11 protein-coding genes and 3 pseudogenes are annotated in these 16,675 nt (G+C 58.5%); 7 read left to right on the top strand and 7 right to left on the bottom strand.

Annotated elements, in window-relative coordinates:
- Positions 1-38: 38 nt before the first annotated feature.
- From NLN62_RS23410 to acdA, 5 genes and pseudogenes are all read right to left on the bottom strand, one after another.
- Positions 39-785 (bottom strand): annotated as a pseudogene (locus NLN62_RS23410) (CoA-transferase).
- Positions 782-1,570 (bottom strand): CoA transferase subunit A, encoded by a 789-nt coding sequence (locus NLN62_RS23405; protein ID WP_256576093.1) that lies wholly within the window; start codon positions 1,568-1,570, stop codon positions 782-784. The pseudogene NLN62_RS23410 and the gene NLN62_RS23405 overlap by 4 nt, the downstream one beginning before the upstream one ends.
- Positions 1,571-1,793: 223 nt before the next feature.
- Positions 1,794-3,128 carry a tetratricopeptide repeat protein gene (locus NLN62_RS23400; protein WP_051389979.1) on the bottom strand — a complete coding sequence of 445 codons (1,335 nt, stop codon included), beginning with the start codon at positions 3,126-3,128 and terminating at the stop codon, positions 1,794-1,796.
- Between the two features lie 457 nt (positions 3,129-3,585).
- Positions 3,586-4,797, bottom strand: a complete 1,212-nt coding sequence (locus tag NLN62_RS23395; RefSeq protein ID WP_254110366.1) for a CaiB/BaiF CoA-transferase family protein — start codon at positions 4,795-4,797, stop codon at positions 3,586-3,588.
- 263 nt (positions 4,798-5,060) lie between these two features.
- Positions 5,061-6,275, bottom strand: coding sequence for a 3-sulfinopropanoyl-CoA desulfinase (acdA, locus tag NLN62_RS23390; RefSeq protein ID WP_254110365.1), 1,215 nt, complete (start codon positions 6,273-6,275; stop codon positions 5,061-5,063).
- Between the two features lie 114 nt (positions 6,276-6,389).
- On the opposite strand from acdA, the gene NLN62_RS23385 reads away from it, so the two are divergent.
- Entirely contained in the window at positions 6,390-7,289 is a 900-nt protein-coding gene (locus tag NLN62_RS23385; protein WP_156944599.1) for a LysR family transcriptional regulator, read from the top strand.
- A 201-nt stretch (positions 7,290-7,490) separates the two neighbouring features.
- Here the strand turns inward: NLN62_RS23385 and NLN62_RS23380 are convergent, their stop codons facing one another.
- Together NLN62_RS23380 and NLN62_RS53560 are read right to left on the bottom strand one after the other, a co-directional pair.
- Positions 7,491-7,793 carry a helix-turn-helix transcriptional regulator gene (locus tag NLN62_RS23380; RefSeq protein ID WP_245288145.1) on the bottom strand — a complete coding sequence of 101 codons (303 nt, stop codon included), beginning with the start codon at positions 7,791-7,793 and terminating at the stop codon, positions 7,491-7,493.
- 168 nt (positions 7,794-7,961) lie between these two features.
- Positions 7,962-8,378 (bottom strand): annotated as a pseudogene (locus NLN62_RS53560) (hypothetical protein); the annotation flags it as partial.
- Between the two features lie 328 nt (positions 8,379-8,706).
- Between NLN62_RS53560 and NLN62_RS23370 the strand changes: the two are divergent.
- From NLN62_RS23370 to NLN62_RS23345, 6 genes and pseudogenes are all read left to right on the top strand, one after another.
- The gene (locus tag NLN62_RS23370; protein ID WP_254110364.1) at positions 8,707-10,002 is read left to right on the top strand and encodes an ABC transporter substrate-binding protein; all 1,296 of its coding nucleotides are present in this window, start codon (positions 8,707-8,709) and stop codon (positions 10,000-10,002) included.
- A gap of 8 nt (positions 10,003-10,010) precedes the next feature.
- A complete protein-coding gene (locus NLN62_RS23365; protein WP_254110363.1) occupies positions 10,011-10,757 on the top strand; it encodes an ABC transporter ATP-binding protein in 747 nt (248 codons plus the stop codon).
- Entirely contained in the window at positions 10,754-11,482 is a 729-nt protein-coding gene (locus NLN62_RS23360; protein WP_254110362.1) for an ABC transporter ATP-binding protein, read from the top strand. The genes NLN62_RS23365 and NLN62_RS23360 overlap by 4 nt, the downstream gene beginning before the upstream one ends.
- 9 nt (positions 11,483-11,491) lie before the next feature.
- Positions 11,492-12,373, top strand: coding sequence for a branched-chain amino acid ABC transporter permease (locus NLN62_RS23355; protein WP_254110361.1), 882 nt, complete (start codon positions 11,492-11,494; stop codon positions 12,371-12,373).
- Positions 12,374-12,691: 318 nt separating this feature from the next.
- Positions 12,692-14,023 (top strand): branched-chain amino acid ABC transporter permease, encoded by a 1,332-nt coding sequence (locus tag NLN62_RS23350; RefSeq protein ID WP_254110360.1) that lies wholly within the window; start codon positions 12,692-12,694, stop codon positions 14,021-14,023.
- Positions 14,024-14,049: 26 nt separating this feature from the next.
- Positions 14,050-16,368 (top strand): annotated as a pseudogene (locus NLN62_RS23345) (N,N-dimethylformamidase beta subunit family domain-containing protein).
- Positions 16,369-16,675: the final 307 nt, after the last annotated feature.

Below are 16,675 nucleotides of genomic sequence, written 5' to 3'. Positions count from 1 at the left end.
TTTCGGCCGAGTGGTGAGGGATACTCTCTACACAAACCTCAGGGAAGCTCAGTGCGTATCTTCGCGGCAAACTCGCCACATGTCTCGGCAAGCTCGTCGAGTACTTTACCGCGCAGCAAGCCTAATGTTGATGCGTCGGGCGATGCCGTTCGACCAGGTTGATCAGCATGCTGGAATCTGAAGCCGGTCGAAGCCTTGATTTCATCGAGATCGTATCCGGGGTGAATGCTGTCGAGAATGAATCCTGGATGCGACTTGTCGAATCGAAAGAGGCCCTTGCCCGTTAGCAGTGCGATCGGCCCCCCACTTCTAAAGACCCCCCTTTCGCTCACGCCGGACGCGCTCACAAAATCAACTTTGTCGACGAGAACGCGTGGTGAATGTTCCTCGCGGAAGAGTATGACCCGAGGAACGACAGAATACAGATATGCCGACCCGAAAGATCCGGGCCAGCGCACGTCCGACTGCGGATAGCCGCCCGCGCCCACGAGATTGACGTTACCGAGCCCATCGATTTAGCCACCGCCAAGGAAAAACGCATCAATGCGTCCCTGCGCCGCGCAATCGAACAGCTCGGCCGAGCCGTTGGTGAAGAAGTTGTGTTCAACAGATCCGAGTACCGAAATGCGGGGGACGGGCTCTCCCTTGGCAGCCTTCATTGCGCGCAGGAGCATGGCTCCAGCGGCAGGGATCGGCGACGAGGCGCCTACAGCTACATGCTTGACGCCGTCCAATAGCTGCGCGATGGCGTAGATCAAGATCTCGCGGGAAAGGATGGCAGTCACGATACTGCCTCCGCGCCGACCTCGGCCATGTATCTGGGAAATCCCTCGGCTGTCCGCGCTACCTGCGCATAGCGATTGAGCTTGGCCACGTCCGGGGGATATTCGCCCCATAAGCCGTATGGCCAAGCGCCCCGTGGAGCTTGTCCGACAGCCCCAATGTAGAGGGCTGGCAACACGCCTGCCGCCGTCAGCTCATCCGCCAGTAGATTCTCCTCCACGATGCGCTCAACTGTGACTAATGTAATAGTTGACGCATAGGCCATGGCCGCGAGCTCGCGACGACGACCGATCCAGACGTTCCCGAAACGGTCAGCCATCGGAGCGTGAAAGATAGCTACGTCTGGCTTGATGGCTGGGATCAGGACGATCGGATCGGCGGTATCAGCAAGCGGATTGTCGAGGACGTGCCAGTCTTCCCGGTGCCGAAGTAGGTCCGTTCCGATCAACCCTCGCATCGGCAGAAATGGAATGCCTTTCTGTGCAGCCATCAAGCCGGCATGAATCGCAGGACAGGTCGCGTCCTTTAAGCAAATCGAGCCGTCCTTTACGGTGGCATTGAATCGAGGCGCGCCGCCCGCCTCCCCCAACGAGACCGCGCTCGTTTCGACCGTCCCGACTAGGTCGGCTCCGATGAGTTGATCAACCTGCAGGCCTCCAGTCGGCACACAGACAAGATGAAGGTCATTCGCGCCACGCCGGATCATTTCGCGCGTCATGGCCATCGATACGCCCGCGTAGTCTACTGGCAGCGCGATGGTCATTCCGCGCTCGATGCACTTCGCCATTGCACCAAGAGAGCTCGCCAAAGATGCCTCCGCTTGCTTCACAGTAAGGAACGTTCGTACGGGACGTCGTCGGCGAGCGACCAATCGTCGGCCGGGGTCACCCAAGGTCACCCCAATGCAGCGCACAGATTGCAACCAGCGCCGAGCGAGCCGGCGCTGATCACTGCGTTAAGCGGCGAGTACCCGCAATGATCTGCGCAGACTTTCGAAATAGCTCGAGCTTCTACGCGCGCGACGCCATCGACCCTTGCAGTCTGGCCAGCTTGTATTCGCTCTCGTGGCTGCCTGGCTTCAAAAGGCTCCGCTCCTGAAGTAGGCTCTGGGCGAGTGGAAGCTTGTTCGCGCGAAGAGCCGCCTCAAGAAGATATTGATCGAAGATGTCGCGCTGGGCGTGACTTGCACCGATCGGGCCGGTGACGTGACGCAGCGGCAGAATTCTGTCCACGACATCGTCATATCGACCTTGCTCGAATGCAATGATACTCTCGCAGAGCGGAACGCCGAGCTTACGGATAACGCCGCTTGCGTAGCGAGCCTCGTCGCCGGCATATTTCTTCATCGACTCGATTACCTCGTGGGCCAGCTCGAAGCGACGCTCATGCGCCAAAGACATCACACAATGAACATCGGTAAAGATTAGCGCGTGATCATCGATGTGCGTCTCGGCGTGATCGGCGAGAGCCCCCCAGCGGTTCCCGACATCGACACCACAGAATTCGAGCCGAGCTAGAAGAGACGCGGCGTTCTGAATATCGAGATAGAAGTCGGATTTGTCGCCTTTGATGGCCTCATCATAGAGCTGCAGCGCGCCATCGAGGCGTCCCGCGTCGATATTGAACAACGCCTTGTGCCACCACAGGTGACGCCGAAACGGATTTCTATCGTTCCACTGGTCGAGAGGATGATTGAGCCATTTCAGCCCCTCGCCATGACGACTTTGCATCTCCAGCACGTGCGCGACGGCATGCAATGCCCATAAGTCGTCTGGGCAGATCTCGACGGCCTCGCGTCCACAACGTTCGGCGTTCGCGTATTCACCGTTCTCCTCAAAGCCAAACGCAAGCATGCCCAGAACGTTACCGTAGCCGGGCATGTCTTTGCTCCAACTCGCCAGCACGGATGCGGGAACCGCGCGCAGTGCGCGGGTTTGTCCCATCCAGAAGCAGTTGAAGTGATGAAGCCGCAAGGCGAGAAGGTCGTGGGGGTGCTCGAAAAGAATTTGCTCCCAGCAGGTATTTGCGGCCATAAGGTCGCCAGCAATCCAGAGGCCCAACGCTTCGACATGGCGTCGCTCGCGGCTGTTTGCATTGCCTAGGGTCGATTGAGCATCCTTGAAAGCAGCACGCGCCTTGTCCATGACCAAGAACGTGCCGAAGACCATGAAGAAATAGCCACGCAAGCAATGCGCCAGGCAGAACTGCGGATCGGCATCCAACGCTTCCTTTGTCAGGGGCATTGCTGTTGTCCGGTACTCGAGAAAGCTCTTGACCGCCCGATTGTAGGAAGTCACGGCGGCCTCGTTCTGGCTGCTAAGTTCCAAACCTCGATCGTCGAACATAGGACCTCTAACTCAGTCGTTTCTGTTGAAGATAGTCGCGGCCAACGTTCGAGGCCCTTCCCGTCTCGGGCGCGACAGGCGCGAAGAGGAAGAGATTCTCAAACAATCAAGCGGTTGCGCGCTTCCGAATTAGCCCGGAGACGGCCCTACGAAGCTATTGCTTGTGTGCACAATCGCCCGCACGTAGCGCGCAAATCTGCACTTCGCTGCCTATTCTTGGGATTGCATTTGCGACGCCCACTCGGTTGCGCTTGGAGCGCCCCTATTTCGCGCCATTTGGCAACTTAAGCAAACGAGATAAATTCACGCGACAGTTCAAAAATAGTGAAGTCAAGGTCGCGGCCGGCCACCGTGCAGAGGTAAGGCCGCTCGGCGGCATCGCTGCTCTCTCGTCCGACAGCATTCGCCATTGAAACGAGCAGCCTGAGAGCTCATTCGGTGTAGTCCAACCGGAAGCCTACACGGAGGCAGCGTGGCCATGGCCAATCATTTGTGCGATCGCCTCGCTCGAATATCCAAGAACCTCAGACAAGACTTGGCGAGTGTGTTCACCCAGCGCCGGAGCGGGGGACTGCTTCCCAGCGTTCACATTGATTGGGAGAGTTCGTGGCATTCTTACTGAGCCCAAGATCGGGTCGTCGACAGCGTTCAAATCTCTGGCGCTCAGATGTTCGTTGCTGGCCATATCCTCAATAGATTGGATCGGCCCGACGCCAAGCGATTTCGATTCGAAAGCTGCGATAACGGTCGTCCGATCTCTTTCCCCGATCCAGGTCCCGACCTGGGTCTCAATCTCGTCGCGATGAGCGGTGCGTTGCGAGAGGGTAGCGAATCTAGCGTCGGAAGCCCAGTCAGGACTGCCGACCAATGCTGCGCAGCGCGCGAATTGTTCGTCATTCTGAACGGAAAGACATATCCATTTGTCGTCCGCAGTCCTGAAATGCCCCGTTGGTGCCCCTCCAAGACTGTGATTGCCGTCTCGCTGCCAAGCCTCTCCAGTAGCCTCATAGTAGGAAATGAGTGGCGCAATCATTCGGAACGCGACGTCATAGAGCGCGACATCGACCGGCGACATCGGCTTCATTCCGCCATTTCGTTGATAGAGCGCCAACACCGCGCCGAACGCGCCAAGTACTCCCGTCATGAAGTCGCAGACCGGTACGGCACCACCTGCCCTCATGGGCGGTCCATCGCGCTCACCTGTCAAGTTGCTTAGCCCGCAAAACCCCTGCGCGACCGGATCGTACCCGCCCCGCTTCGAATTTGGCCCAACTCGGCCGAACGCAGAGACATGCACGACGATCAATCTCGGATTCAACGACTGAAGCGCTTCGTCGTTGAGTCCCATTTTATCTAGTACGCCTGGCCGCAGGCTATCGATGAGCACGTCGCCGGTCTTCAGGAGATCCCGCAAGATAGCAAGGCCACCGTCGCGGGTGATGTCCAGCACGACGGACTTCTTGCTCCGGCTGTTTACCTGCCAAAATGCGCTGATTCCATTGACCATGGGGCCAAACTGCCGAAGTACGTCGCCTCGTCCTGGCCGCTCGATCTTGATTACTTCTGCTCCGTTGTCAGCAAGCAACGTACCCACGAAAGGTCCAGCTATGAGCTCTCCTAGCTCAATCACACGCGTCCCGGCGAGCGGCTTTGCGAAGGAAGTCGTCATGATGGAAGTGCCCCACTTACAATAGTACGTCGATTACACGACGCTTTGGAAAAAGAGCCCGGCATGTACATTTGCACACGCCGGGCTCGAGTAGCGGGGCCTGCGAGCCCCTGATCCGACCGGGAGGACGGCCGAAAAACGTATCTCCGCTTTCGAACGAGCGGCGCGCACCGTCATGAGCCCTCATCCTAGGCGGACGAGGCTCGTAAGCCTCATCCGGCGAGATGGTCGATCGGCCGGCGCCCAGCCCGCTGACGGGCATCCTATTCAGCAGCATCGCGGCCTTGGCTTCGCTCGACGTGGGCATAACCGTCACGTGTCTGCGGCATCTTCATGCCAAGCACGCGCGAGGCCACCAAAGTTCTGAGCACTTGAGCGGTCCCGCCGGCTATGGTGAACATGCGAGCATCTCTCACCGCGCGTTCCATGGGATAATTGCGCGAGTATCCCCGAGCGCCGAAGAGCTGCAATGCCTGGTTGGTGACGTTGTTGGCGGTCTCGGAAGCGATGATCTTCGCTTGGGCGGCCAAGAGAGGGTCCGGAAATGGATTCGCACTCAAAGCGGCTTGATGCAACGACAGGCGCGCTGCATTCACGGCTACGGCCATGTCGGCCACCATCCATTGCAATCCTTGAAATTCCGCTATCGGACGACCGAACTGCTCACGCTCCTTCACGAAAGCAAGAGACTTTTCGAATGCGCCTTGCGCGATGCCGAGCGCCACGGTGCCTGCGCCAACGCGCTGGCTGTTATAGGCGTCAATGAGATCAGCGAAGCCACGACGAAGCCCCCGCGGCGGCAGGACGAGCATATCGTCCTTGACCTCCAGATCTTCGAAAATGATCTCTGTTTCCGGAATTCCGCGAAGGCCCATCGCCGGCTCGCGCTTGCCGACCTTCAAACCCGGGGTCCCAGCGACGGCCAAGAACCCTCCGATCCCCTGCTCCGCTCCCCGTTCGTCGAAAATACGGGCAAAGATCAAGTGCAGCTTGGACACACCACCGCCAGTAATCCAGTGCTTCTTGCCATTGATGACATAGGTGCCGCCACGCTTGTCTGCACGCGTTGTCATCTCGGTAGCGGCCGAACCGGCATTCGGTTCGGTAATGCAGATCGCGGGCTTGTCGCCGGCGAGCACCAACTCCGCCGCCATCCGCTTCTGCTTTTCGGTACCGTACTGCATAACGGCCGAGATCGCGCCCATGTTGGCTTCGACCGTAATACGCCCGGTAGCACCGCAGACGCGGGCCATTTCCTCGATGATGAGGGCGGCCTCAAAGAAGCTACCGCCGCGACCGCCATACTCCTTAGGCACCGTGTACCCCATGAACCCAGCTTCGGTCAGCGCCTTCACGTTGTCGTAGGGATAGGCCTCCGTTCGGTCTACCTCCGCAGCCTTTTCGGCGAATTTGGACTCTGCAAGCTCGCGCGCAGCGGCTTTCAGCTTCTGTTGCTCAGGCGAGAGCTTCATATCCATAGGGGTGAATCCTCTTCGGGTGCGGGACGGTCAGCCGTTTTCACTCCGCGAACTATCGAAAGGCAAACGAATATTTTGCGAGCCGGACTTCAAAATATGTTAAGTTGGCCCGTCATGAGCATCAGACAGCTTCGCACACTCGTGGCCATTGCAGACGGCGGCAGCTTTAACGCGGCAGCCCAGCGGCTCTATATGACCCAGTCGGCGGTCAGCATGCAGATGAAAGCCTTGGAAGTCGACATGAGAGCCAAGCTTTTCGATCGGACCATCAGACCGCCGGTTCTCAATAGCAACGGCTGGCGCCTTGTCGACGAAGCTAGACAGATTATCGAACGCTACGATGCTCTTCGGCTACTTGCATCGACTCCTTCGACGGGCCTTACGGGTTCGTTGCGGCTTGGCGTTATTCCCTCCGTTGCGACGCACCTTCTTCCTCAAACGCTATCAAAATTGCGGAACGAGCACGCGAGCTTGAGAATTCAAATTCAAAGCGGTCTGTCTCCCGAACTTGCCTTTAAGGTTGAGGAAAAGCGCTTGGATGTTGCGATCGTTACGGAGCTAGAACGTCTGGATCCATCAATCGCCTTTGAGCAGATATCGGAAGAAGAACTTAAGGTTGTCATTCACAAGGATTTGGCCCGCGGCTCGATCGGGGAACTGCTGCGAACATATCCGTTCGTTCGCTTCAATCCTGCCATGGGAGTTGGACGGGTAATCGATTCGACGTTGCGCGCACGTCGAATTCTGGTGAACGATTTTATGGAGTTCGACTCCATCGAGACAATGATCAGCATTGTGAAGCTCAAGCTCGGCGTGACCATTATTCCCGTCGGCTTGTTTTCTCCTGACCTCAACGCCCTCAAGTCGATTTCTTTCGATCCGCCCGTTCATAGACGAATCGGGATTCTGGCTCGCCGTGGGACGATTGATGCTCCTACCGTTCGTGCAGTCGCTGACGCATTCAAGTCATTCATAACGGCGCCCCGCTCCACGCCCCGCAAACGTAAGCGATAGCCAGAGCGGCGTAGTGGTTATTCGACTTGAACACCCGCTCCCTTGATGATGGGAGTCCAACGGTCAATCTCCCGCCTAACCAGGTCTCTGAAGGCTGCTGGTCCCTTATCGTTTGGAGCGGGGGCGTCGGCACCGAGGTCAGCAAGTCGTTGCTGCGTCATCGGATCATCCAACGTTTTCGGCAGAGCTTCGTCCCCGGCGCTACTTGGGAGGGATGCACCCGCTTGGCGTGCTTCCGAACCGCTCGCGATAGCGGGTCGAAAAATGCGCCTGATTGCTGAAGCCACACATGAAGGCGACCTGGCCGATATTGACCCGGCCGACGCCATCCCGGTTGCCAACCACCAGCAGCCGGTGCGCCTCCAGTAGCCGCATTTCCATAAGCTCCCGCCGGAATGTCGTATCATTGAGTTGGAATATCTTCTGCAGGTATCGCAGCGAGATCTTGTGAGTCTTGGCCACCAGGTCGGCTGACAGATCCGGATCGTGAATATGGCGCTTCATGAAGCCGCGAATGCGATCGAAAAGCACGCTCGCCAGTGGTTGCCGAACCAGGTCGAGATTGCCGCGCTCATCGCCCAATTCGAGCATAAGGCAGATCATTTCGATGACCGCATCCTGCAGCCGAACCGTATCCTCGCAGTTCTGGACCTTCAGGAGCTGAAATCCGAGCTGGCTGACGATTGGGACCAGATGCGGATTGGCGATGTTCAGACGCGCGCACCGCGCATCGATATTCTTGACGCGATATTTCAAGGCATCGCGTTGAATCTTGACAGTGATGTTCTCGGACCCGTCGGGAACGTCGATAACGTAGTCGTCGGCCGAGTTGACCAGAAATACGTCGCCGGGTCCGACAAGGCCCGTCCGGCCCCGCTGTTCGAATTGCATCTGCTGGCGAACCGGAAACAGAAATGCGAAATCCTCGGACCGGTCGATCTTGGCGGCGTGCTTGCGCCGGATCACCCGCTGCGCATCGGCACGAAAGTTCGAAATCCCCAACGATTCAAACTGCCAATTGACCAGACTGCCGTTCAAGGGCGCGTCGCTGGAACGCTTGATGTCGAGCCGAAAGTAGACCTCGGCCATCGCCTGCCGCCACGACTCCAAGGTCTTTGGAGCAGTCAAACCGGCTGTCGAGAACGTTTGGATTTGCCCCATCTAGACCACCCTGAGTTTCCTTAGGACCGTCCACTACTGGTCAGCTTAGCGAAGGCACGAAATATGCCAAGGGGCCATGAAATGCTGCATCGCAGCGAGGTCGAACTGATCCGCTACCAATAAGAAAGTACGCTTTGGGAAACACAACTGTGCATCCCCGAAAAAGACAGCGGGGTCAGACCGTCTCTAGTCTTCCGATCCAGCGAACATGCACAGGCGGCATGTTGCGCCGGACCTCACCGACAGGAGACTTTCGATGAGTAGCGATCTGACTCGCAGAAGGGTACTTCAGGCAATTCCGAGCGGCGTTGCGGCTTCCGTCGTCGCTGCTCCCTACGTCTCAACGCCGACCAAGGCGGCGACGTCCGATCCGATCCTGCTCGGTGTTCCGACAGCACAGACGTCGAAGGCCGGGGTCGCCGATCACCTCGACTATCTCAACGGTACTAATCTCGCGATCGAGGAAATCAACGCTGCGGGCGGCGTGCACGGTCGCATGATCAAGGCGGTGGTGGTCGACATCGATCCACTCTCACCCGAAAGCGGGCAGGTCGCGATCAACCGGCTGATCGATGCCAAGGTACACGCCATATCGTGCGCGTTCACGCTGACTGCCGTGCCGGCCATGGAAGCGTCGGTCGCCTACAAGGCGCCGATTCTGTGGGGCACGACGCAACGCAACCTGACGGAGCTTGTGGCGAAGAACCCAGAAAAATACAGCCACGTGTTCCAGTCGGATCCGTCTGAAGCGCACTATGGCTGGACGTTCCCGATCTTCCTGAAGACGATGAAGGATTCAGGCGGCTGGAAACCACTGAATAACGGCGTCCACATTGTGCAAGAGCAGATCGCATACAACCAGACGATCTCGAAGTGCCTGCAGGAGGCATTGCCGAAGAGCGAATTCAAGCTCGCGGGCATCACCAACATTCAGTATCCGGTGCAGGATTGGGGACCGGTCATCGAAGAGATCAAGAGGATCGGTGCCGGTGCCGTGATGATCGATCACTGGGTCGCCGTCGAGTACGCGGCATTCGTCAAACAATTCCAAGCCAATCCCCTCAAAGGTGCGCTGGTGTACCTTCAGTACGGTCCCTCGCAGCCGGAATTCCTCGAGCTTGGCGGACCTGCATGCGAAGGTTTCGTCTGGAGTACGGTGCAAGGCGTCTATGCCGACAAGCAAGGAATGGAGTTCCGCAACAAGTACAAGAAGAAATTTCCCGGCATCATGGGCGTAGCCTACACCGGCATCAGCTACGACAGCACCTACTATTTTAAGCTTGCCTGGGAAGCCGTCGGCGATCCGAACAAATTCAAGGAGGTGGCCGACTGGATCCGCACCCATCCTTATCGCGGCGTGTGCGGCATGATGAACATGAACAACCCGTTCCAGGAATGCTCTCACTTCCCGGACGATGGTCATCCGGTTACCGCAACCAAGCTGGAGGACGGCATAGCGCAGCTCTACTTCCAGGTGCAGGACCAGGAGCACAAGATCATCTACCCGAACGAGCTTGCCGAATCGAAGCTGCGCCCCGCGCCCTGGTGGTGAGGACTGCGATGCTGCAGGAGCCTGACGATGCTCTCTTTGCCTGCCGGGAAATCGACCTCGACCTGGGGGGCAGACAGATCTTGCTGGGCATCTCGCTATCGGTTCAGCGTGGCGAGGTGCTCGGGATCATAGGGCCGAACGGCGCCGGCAAGACCAGTCTGTTCGAGGTGCTGTCCGGCCGCCTGGCGCCCAAGTCAGGTCAGGTTTTCTTCAACGGCAAGGACATCACGAAACTTGCGTTACATCAGCGGGCGCGGCTCGGCATCGGGCGAAGCTATCAGACACCAGTCGTCCCCGAAGCGCTGACGGTCGCGCAGGTATTCAAGGCGGGACGGCAAGCCTATCACCCCTTCCTCGTGCCGGATCAGGCCGAATGGGGAGCCAATCTGGCGGAATTTCATGTCGCCGGCTCCATGATCGCCGAGCAGCTCGATACGCTGGATCGTCGAAAGCTGCTGTTGTCCTGTCTCTTGATGAGGCGTCCGAAACTGCTGCTGATGGACGAGCCGGCGGCCGGCCTGATCAATTCCGAAATCGACGAACTGGATGAGGTTTTGCGGGTCCTTGCCAAGGAGCTGAACATCGCGATCCTGGTTGTCGAACATCGAATGGAGCTGCTTGAAACGATCGCCGACCGCATCATCGTGATGGATGCGGGAGAGATCGTCTCGCAGGGAACACTGACCGATGTTCTTGCCGACCCCAAGGTGCGCGCGGCGTATTTCGAGCGCAGCGCCGAGGAGATCGACGCATGAACAAGCCGGAGCATGCTGTGCCGCGCCGAATAGTCCTCGACGTCAATGGTCTGTCGGCGGGCTGGGGCCCGGTGCGCGTCATTCACGATCTCGACCTGAAGGTTTCCTCCGGCGAACGCGTCGGCATTGTCGGCCTGAACGGACATGGTAAGTCGACGCTTTTTCAAGCCATCGCCGGGCTGACTGGCTGGCAGCGAGGATCGATCCTCCTTGAAGGACATCAAGTGGGGCGCACACGCAGTCAGGGTCCGGGCCGCTATACCCACCTTGTGGTCAGGCGTGGCCTCGCGCTGATTCCGCAGGGCGACGAGATCTTCCATGGCCTCACGGTTGAGGAACATCTGGACAGTGGCGCATTTACGCGCCGCGCGTGGTCGGAACGCTCCGAGCGGAAAAAGAAAGTGCTCGCGATCTTTCAGCCGCTCCAGAAACTCATGAAGGTGCCGGTCGGGCGGTTATCGGGCGGCGAACGGCGAATGGTCGCGATCGGACGCGGGTTGATGGCAGACGCAAGCCTGTTCCTCGTCGACGAGCCATCGCTCGGCCTTGCTCCCAAGATCGGCAAGGCGGTGATCGAAGCGCTATTGGCGGTTGAACTCGGCGATTCGGCGATGGTGATCGCCGAGCAAAACGTCGGCCTGCTGGAAGGACGGGTCGATCGCATCATCGGCATGCACGCAGGCAAACTAAAGGGCGAAGCTTCCGTCCTGCTACCCCACGCATAGGATCTCACGATGGATTTCGGTTTGGTCATAACAAACGCAATCACGCTCGCGTGTATCTACGGCACTCTCGCAATCGGACTTTCCATCACCTGGTCAAGTCTTGGGCTTGTCAACATGGCCTATGGCTTCATCTTCGCGCTTTCCGGCTACGGAGCATGGCTTGCCAGCCTCTACATTTCGTCGTCGGCGCCAGTAATCTTCGCCGCCGGCATCCTGACCGGCGCGTTGGGCGGCATCGTCGTTTGTCTGTGCGCCTTCATTCCGATCCACGACAAACCGAGTTTTCCCATTCGCGGCCTCACCGCGGCGCTTGCGATCAGTCTCGCCGGCAACGAACTATTGATGTGGATATTCGGCCCTCGCGCGAAATCACTGCCGCAGCTGTTCGGCTTCTGGAAAGTCAACATATTCGGCGTGGTCGTCACGTCCGACAAAGCCGGCACCGTCGTCTCGGCGCTGCTTCTTCTGACACTGGTCCTGCTGTGGATGCGCTCCAGCCGTCGAGGATTGGAGATCCGCGCCATGATAATGAACCCGCACGCGGCGTCCATCGTGGGAATCGGCGTCCGCAGCACCAGCATCTATGTGATGATCATGACGGGCGGACTTGCCGGGCTTGCCGCCGTGCTGCTTGCGCAAACCTACTGGATTTCGCCCTTTAGCGGCATCACGCCCATGATCAAGGGCCTCAGCATTGCTCTTGTCGGCGGGCTAGGAAGCGTGCCCGGAGCGGTCGCCGGCGCTTTGCTGCTCGGCGTCAACGAAGCTCTCACCGCCGCTTTGCTCGGTGGCCAATACGTTCTCATCACCCAGTTCCTCTTGATCATTCTCATCCTGATCCTGCGCCCGCGCGGCATCGCCGGCATCCTGGACAGAGCGCGCGAGGCTTAAGACGTGTCAGAGACCACTCCGATCTGGATCGACCCGCTCGGCGACTACGAGACCAAGGTTGACGCGCGCTCGGCGCCCACCAACGCGTTTCTTCCGCCGCAAGTGACGTGGGACGAGACCACCTCGTTCAAGGCAAAGCTGCATCGGATCGGTCGGCTCAGATACTACTACAAATGGCCGGGACATGGCTCGAGGCTGTGGTGGCGCACACGATATTGGCCGACGCGCAGGCGCGTGCTTGACATTCGCGGTGAATACAATCGCAAGACCAGCCGGCGGGAAAAGACGATCGTCGACAAGCGGCCGATCTGGTGGGCGATGGCGTTCGCGCTGTTTGCGGTCCTTCCCTTCATTCTTCCGCAGGATACATGGAACACGGTGCTCACGGCGGCAGCACTGATGTGCATCTACGGCTCGATCAACCTCGCCTGGATGCTGATCATCGGCACAGCGGGCATATTTTCCCTTGCCAGTTACGCCGTCGTCGGCGCGGCCGCCTACGCAACGACCTATGCCGCCATTCAACTCGGATTGCCGTGGTGGTCGTTGCCGCTGCTCGGCAGCGTGATCGGCCTGGTGTTCGGCGTGGTTATCGCACTTCCGGCGCTTAAACTCGACGGGCTTTATTATGCGCTGCTGACCCTCGGCATCGTCGAATTGTGCCGCGTCTACGTGATTCAGTCTGGTGAATTGGGTTCGGCCACCGGAGGCCTGTTCGGCGCGCCGAGCTATGTGCCGGATTGGCTATCGGCGCCGCTGCGGCAGATGACGCTCTACTACGCATCCTTCGCCCTGATGATCATCGCGTTGTTCGTCTACCGTTTCGTCGACGGCAAAAGACTGGGGCGGCTCTTGAAAATGGCGCCCGAGAAGAAGGAGGCGTTCGCCGAAGCTTGCGGCATCGACTTCTATCGCGCCCGCATCAACGTGTTTCTGATCTCCTCGACCTTCCTAGGCTTTACCGGCGGCTTCTACGCAATTCATTTTGGCGGCGCATCGCCCAATCTTTTTTCGTTCGACACCGTGCTGCTTTCTCTTTCGATGCTGGTCATTGGCGGTATTGGTCGATCCGAAGGCGCGGTGCTGGGCACAGTCATCGTGGTGTTCATCGATCGCGTGATGATCGGCATCGGTCCGCTGCGCTACGTCCTGATTGGCGCGATCATGCTTGGCGTCGTCCTGTTCCTGCGTGGCGGGATTTTCGGAATCAAAACCCAATTCCGGATCTGGCGCGCCAAGAAACGAAGCGAAAACCGTTCGTCGAGGGCAGAAAAAGGTGGAGAGATGTTACCGGAAGAAGCAACCGAGACCGATAACAAGGACGAAATCTACCGGCGCCGTTTCGACAAGGCCCAGCGAGATTTCCTGAAGCGTCTGGTCACCGACACGGTGATCGAAGAACATCGAACGCGTCCGCTTGGTCAGCACAGCGAAGCCCTCGAGCGGCTGCTCATCTATTTCCGCGGTCAAACCCAGGTCGACAAATACGCGATCATGGTGCTGGAGGATTTCAAGGCCTACCGGATCGTCGGTCTCTCGGGGCGCCGTGGCACGCCGCCGCGCGTTGTCGAAGATCGCACCTATCCGAACGCCAACGAAGCGTATCACGCGCTCTTCCTGCGTCGCGTTCAGGATTTGATGGAATCCTAAAGTTACTGAAGGCGAGATCCCGATCCATGGCTGAACTGAAAATATTTGGTTACGCAGACAAGATATCCGTAAAACCGGGAGACACCATCTCGTTCTTCGTTCATGCGGACGGCACGAATGCGGCGCAAGCGCAACTGGTTCGGCTGATTCATGGCGACGCCCACCCTTCCGGCCCGGGCTATATCGAAGAGGAGGTATCCTCGCCGATCAACGGCACCTGGAGGGTGCGAAAGCAATTCACTCAGGTCGGCTCTTTCTTAACTGTCGACGATCCGCAGCGCCGGCTCGCGCTGGACGGCCCTTTCACGCTCTGTGCGTTCGTGTATCCGAACAAGCCCGGACATTCGACGCGCAATTGCCTGCTGGGTCGATGGGATGCCTTTAACAACAAGGGATACGGTATCTGGATCAACGGCGACGGCGTCATCGAATTCGGGTACGGCGACGGGAAGGAGGTCGACTACCTGGTAACCGAAGTCCCGCTGCTCAAGAACAACTGGTATTTCATTGCAGCCTCATATGATCCGAAAACCGGACGGGCAACGATCCATCAGGAGAGCGCAGCCAATCGATACAACAGCCTGCTCGGCAAGGTAGCGGGCCTCGATTTTCGCTCTCGCGTCCGCGAGAGCCTGCGGTTTCGGCCCGACAATCCGCCGGACGTACCCTTCATCGTCGGGGGCGCCCGGGACTTTCACGAATTGCGCGGCCATTTCGTCACCCAGTGCTTTAACGGCAAGATCGACCGCCCCGCCGTCTTCAATCGCGTGTTGACGCAGGCCGAGCTCGACGCCTATCGCACGAGGCTTGAATATCCGAGCGATGCAGTCGTCGCGCTCTGGGATACGTCGAAGGGGTACACCGACAAGGGCATTGGCGACGACGTCGTTGACACCGGTCCGCACGGATTGACGGCACGCGGATACAATCGCCCTGTTCGCGGACAGACCGGATTCAATTGGAACGGCCACAATGACTGCTTCCGCCTCGCGCCGTCCGAGTTCGGTGGCATCGAGTTCCACGCCGATGCCATGATCGATTGCAATTGGGAAAAGACAAAGGAGTTTGTCGTTTCGGATTTGAAGAGTGGCGCATACGCGATCCGGCTCCGCCTTGGTGACGGGAAGGGGCTGCGCGAGGAATACATCGTCTTCTTTGTGCGGCCAAGGCAGCCGAAAGCTCCGATTGCGTTCCTGGTTCCGACGGGCAGCTACCTTGCCTACGCCAACGAACATTTGAGCTTCGACGCACAAATCATGCAGCCGCTGGCCGGACAATCGCCGATCGTTTCAGAGATCGACATCGAACTCTACCAGACCCGCGAATTCGGTCTGTCGTGTTACGACTCGCATGATGATGGCGCGGGCGTCTGCTACAGCTCCTACCGTCGTCCGATCCTCAACATGCGCCCGAAAACGCGAATAGCGGGCATGGGAATCACGTGGCAGTTTCCCGCCGATCTTTCGATCATCGCCTGGCTGGAGCACAAGGGTTACGACTACGACATTCTGACCGAGGAAGACGTTCATCGTGAAGGGCTCGGCGCCCTCACGCCGTATCGCCTCGTGCTTACCGGGACCCACCCGGAATACATCTCCGAACAGATCCTGGACGCAACCGAGGATTTCGTCGCCTGGGGCGGACGGCTGATTTATATGGGCGGCAACGGCTATTATTGGAACGTCGCTTACCGCTAGGATGAGCCGTGGTGCCTGGAAGTGCGCAAACTCAATTCCGGAATGCGGGCATGGCAGGCCCGCCCTGGCGAATATCATCTTGCGACTTCCGGCCAGAAGAGCGGACTCTGGAAGGATCTCGGGCGACCGCCACAAAAGGTTGTCGGCGTCGGTATCATATCGGAAGGTTTTGATTCCTGCCGCCCATTTCGACGGATGCCGGATAGCTGGCATCGTCGCGTCGATTGGATGTTCGAAGGCATTGAAGGCGAAATCCTTGGCGATTTCGGGCTTGCGCACGGTGCGGCCGGCGGCATCGAGATCGATCGCTACGATCTCTCTTTGGGGACGCCGCCACACTCTCTCATCGTGGCGTCTTCGGGCGGCCACACAGACAATTACCAAACGGTCGTGGAGGAGGTTCTCTATCCCTACCCGGGGCTCATGGGCACCTACGACTATCGCATCCGCGCCGACATGGTTTTCTTCACATCGACAAACGGAGGTGCCGTGTTCTCAACCGGGTCGATCGCCTTCGGCCAAGCCCTGCCCTACGCGAACTTCGACAACAACATCTCGCGGCTGTTGTCGAACGTCGTCGACGCGTTTGCAAAAGATGGTCCATTGCCTGCTTCAATGTGGACTCTGGAGGAGAAGCAATGGAGGTAGCGTCAGATATCCTACTTGCGCGGCCTTCAATCGCTCATTTGAGAAGCTGAGGTTCAGACTGGCTCCGGAGCGCAGTCCAGCTGGAGCAGCTCAAGCGCTACCATTGAGCTATTCGCGGTGTCGGCCTTCACTTTTAGAGGTTATTTCGAAGTTTGGCAGACCCTGGCCGACATCAGCGCCCAAGCTATCACCGTGCGAAGGTCGGGCTTGGCTGAGATGTATCGGTCCTCCTGATCAATACCGAGGGCGCGACTGATTCAGTGTTCTATGAGGGACTCGTGCGCGGTCGCCCCGCGCCGGAATTCAC

Source organism: Bradyrhizobium sp. CCGUVB23 (genome assembly GCF_024199885.1).
Classification (GTDB): Bacteria; Pseudomonadota; Alphaproteobacteria; order Rhizobiales; family Xanthobacteraceae; genus Bradyrhizobium.
The sequence above is the reverse complement of the archived record's forward strand: the minus strand, read 5'-3'. Positions and strand labels throughout refer to the sequence as shown.

Bases quoted from the DNA above. Each gene is read 5' to 3' on its own strand.
- NLN62_RS23385 (WP_156944599.1), top strand. From the start codon at position 6,390: ATGAGCATCAGACAGCTTCGCACACTCGTGGCCATTGCAGACGGCGGC.
- NLN62_RS23395 (WP_254110366.1), bottom strand. From the start codon at position 4,797: ATGACGACTTCCTTCGCAAAGCCGCTCGCCGGGACGCGTGTGATTGAG.
- NLN62_RS23370 (WP_254110364.1), top strand. From the start codon at position 8,707: ATGAGTAGCGATCTGACTCGCAGAAGGGTACTTCAGGCAATTCCGAGC.
- NLN62_RS23360 (WP_254110362.1), top strand. From the start codon at position 10,754: ATGAACAAGCCGGAGCATGCTGTGCCGCGCCGAATAGTCCTCGACGTC.
- NLN62_RS23365 (WP_254110363.1), top strand. From the start codon at position 10,011: ATGCTGCAGGAGCCTGACGATGCTCTCTTTGCCTGCCGGGAAATCGAC.
- NLN62_RS23405 (WP_256576093.1), bottom strand. From the start codon at position 1,570: ATGGCGAAGTGCATCGAGCGCGGAATGACCATCGCGCTGCCAGTAGAC.
- NLN62_RS23380 (WP_245288145.1), bottom strand. From the start codon at position 7,793: ATGAAGCGCCATATTCACGATCCGGATCTGTCAGCCGACCTGGTGGCC.
- NLN62_RS23355 (WP_254110361.1), top strand. From the start codon at position 11,492: ATGGATTTCGGTTTGGTCATAACAAACGCAATCACGCTCGCGTGTATC.
- acdA (WP_254110365.1), bottom strand. From the start codon at position 6,275: ATGGATATGAAGCTCTCGCCTGAGCAACAGAAGCTGAAAGCCGCTGCG.
- NLN62_RS23350 (WP_254110360.1), top strand. From the start codon at position 12,692: ATGGCGTTCGCGCTGTTTGCGGTCCTTCCCTTCATTCTTCCGCAGGAT.
- NLN62_RS23400 (WP_051389979.1), bottom strand. From the start codon at position 3,128: ATGTTCGACGATCGAGGTTTGGAACTTAGCAGCCAGAACGAGGCCGCC.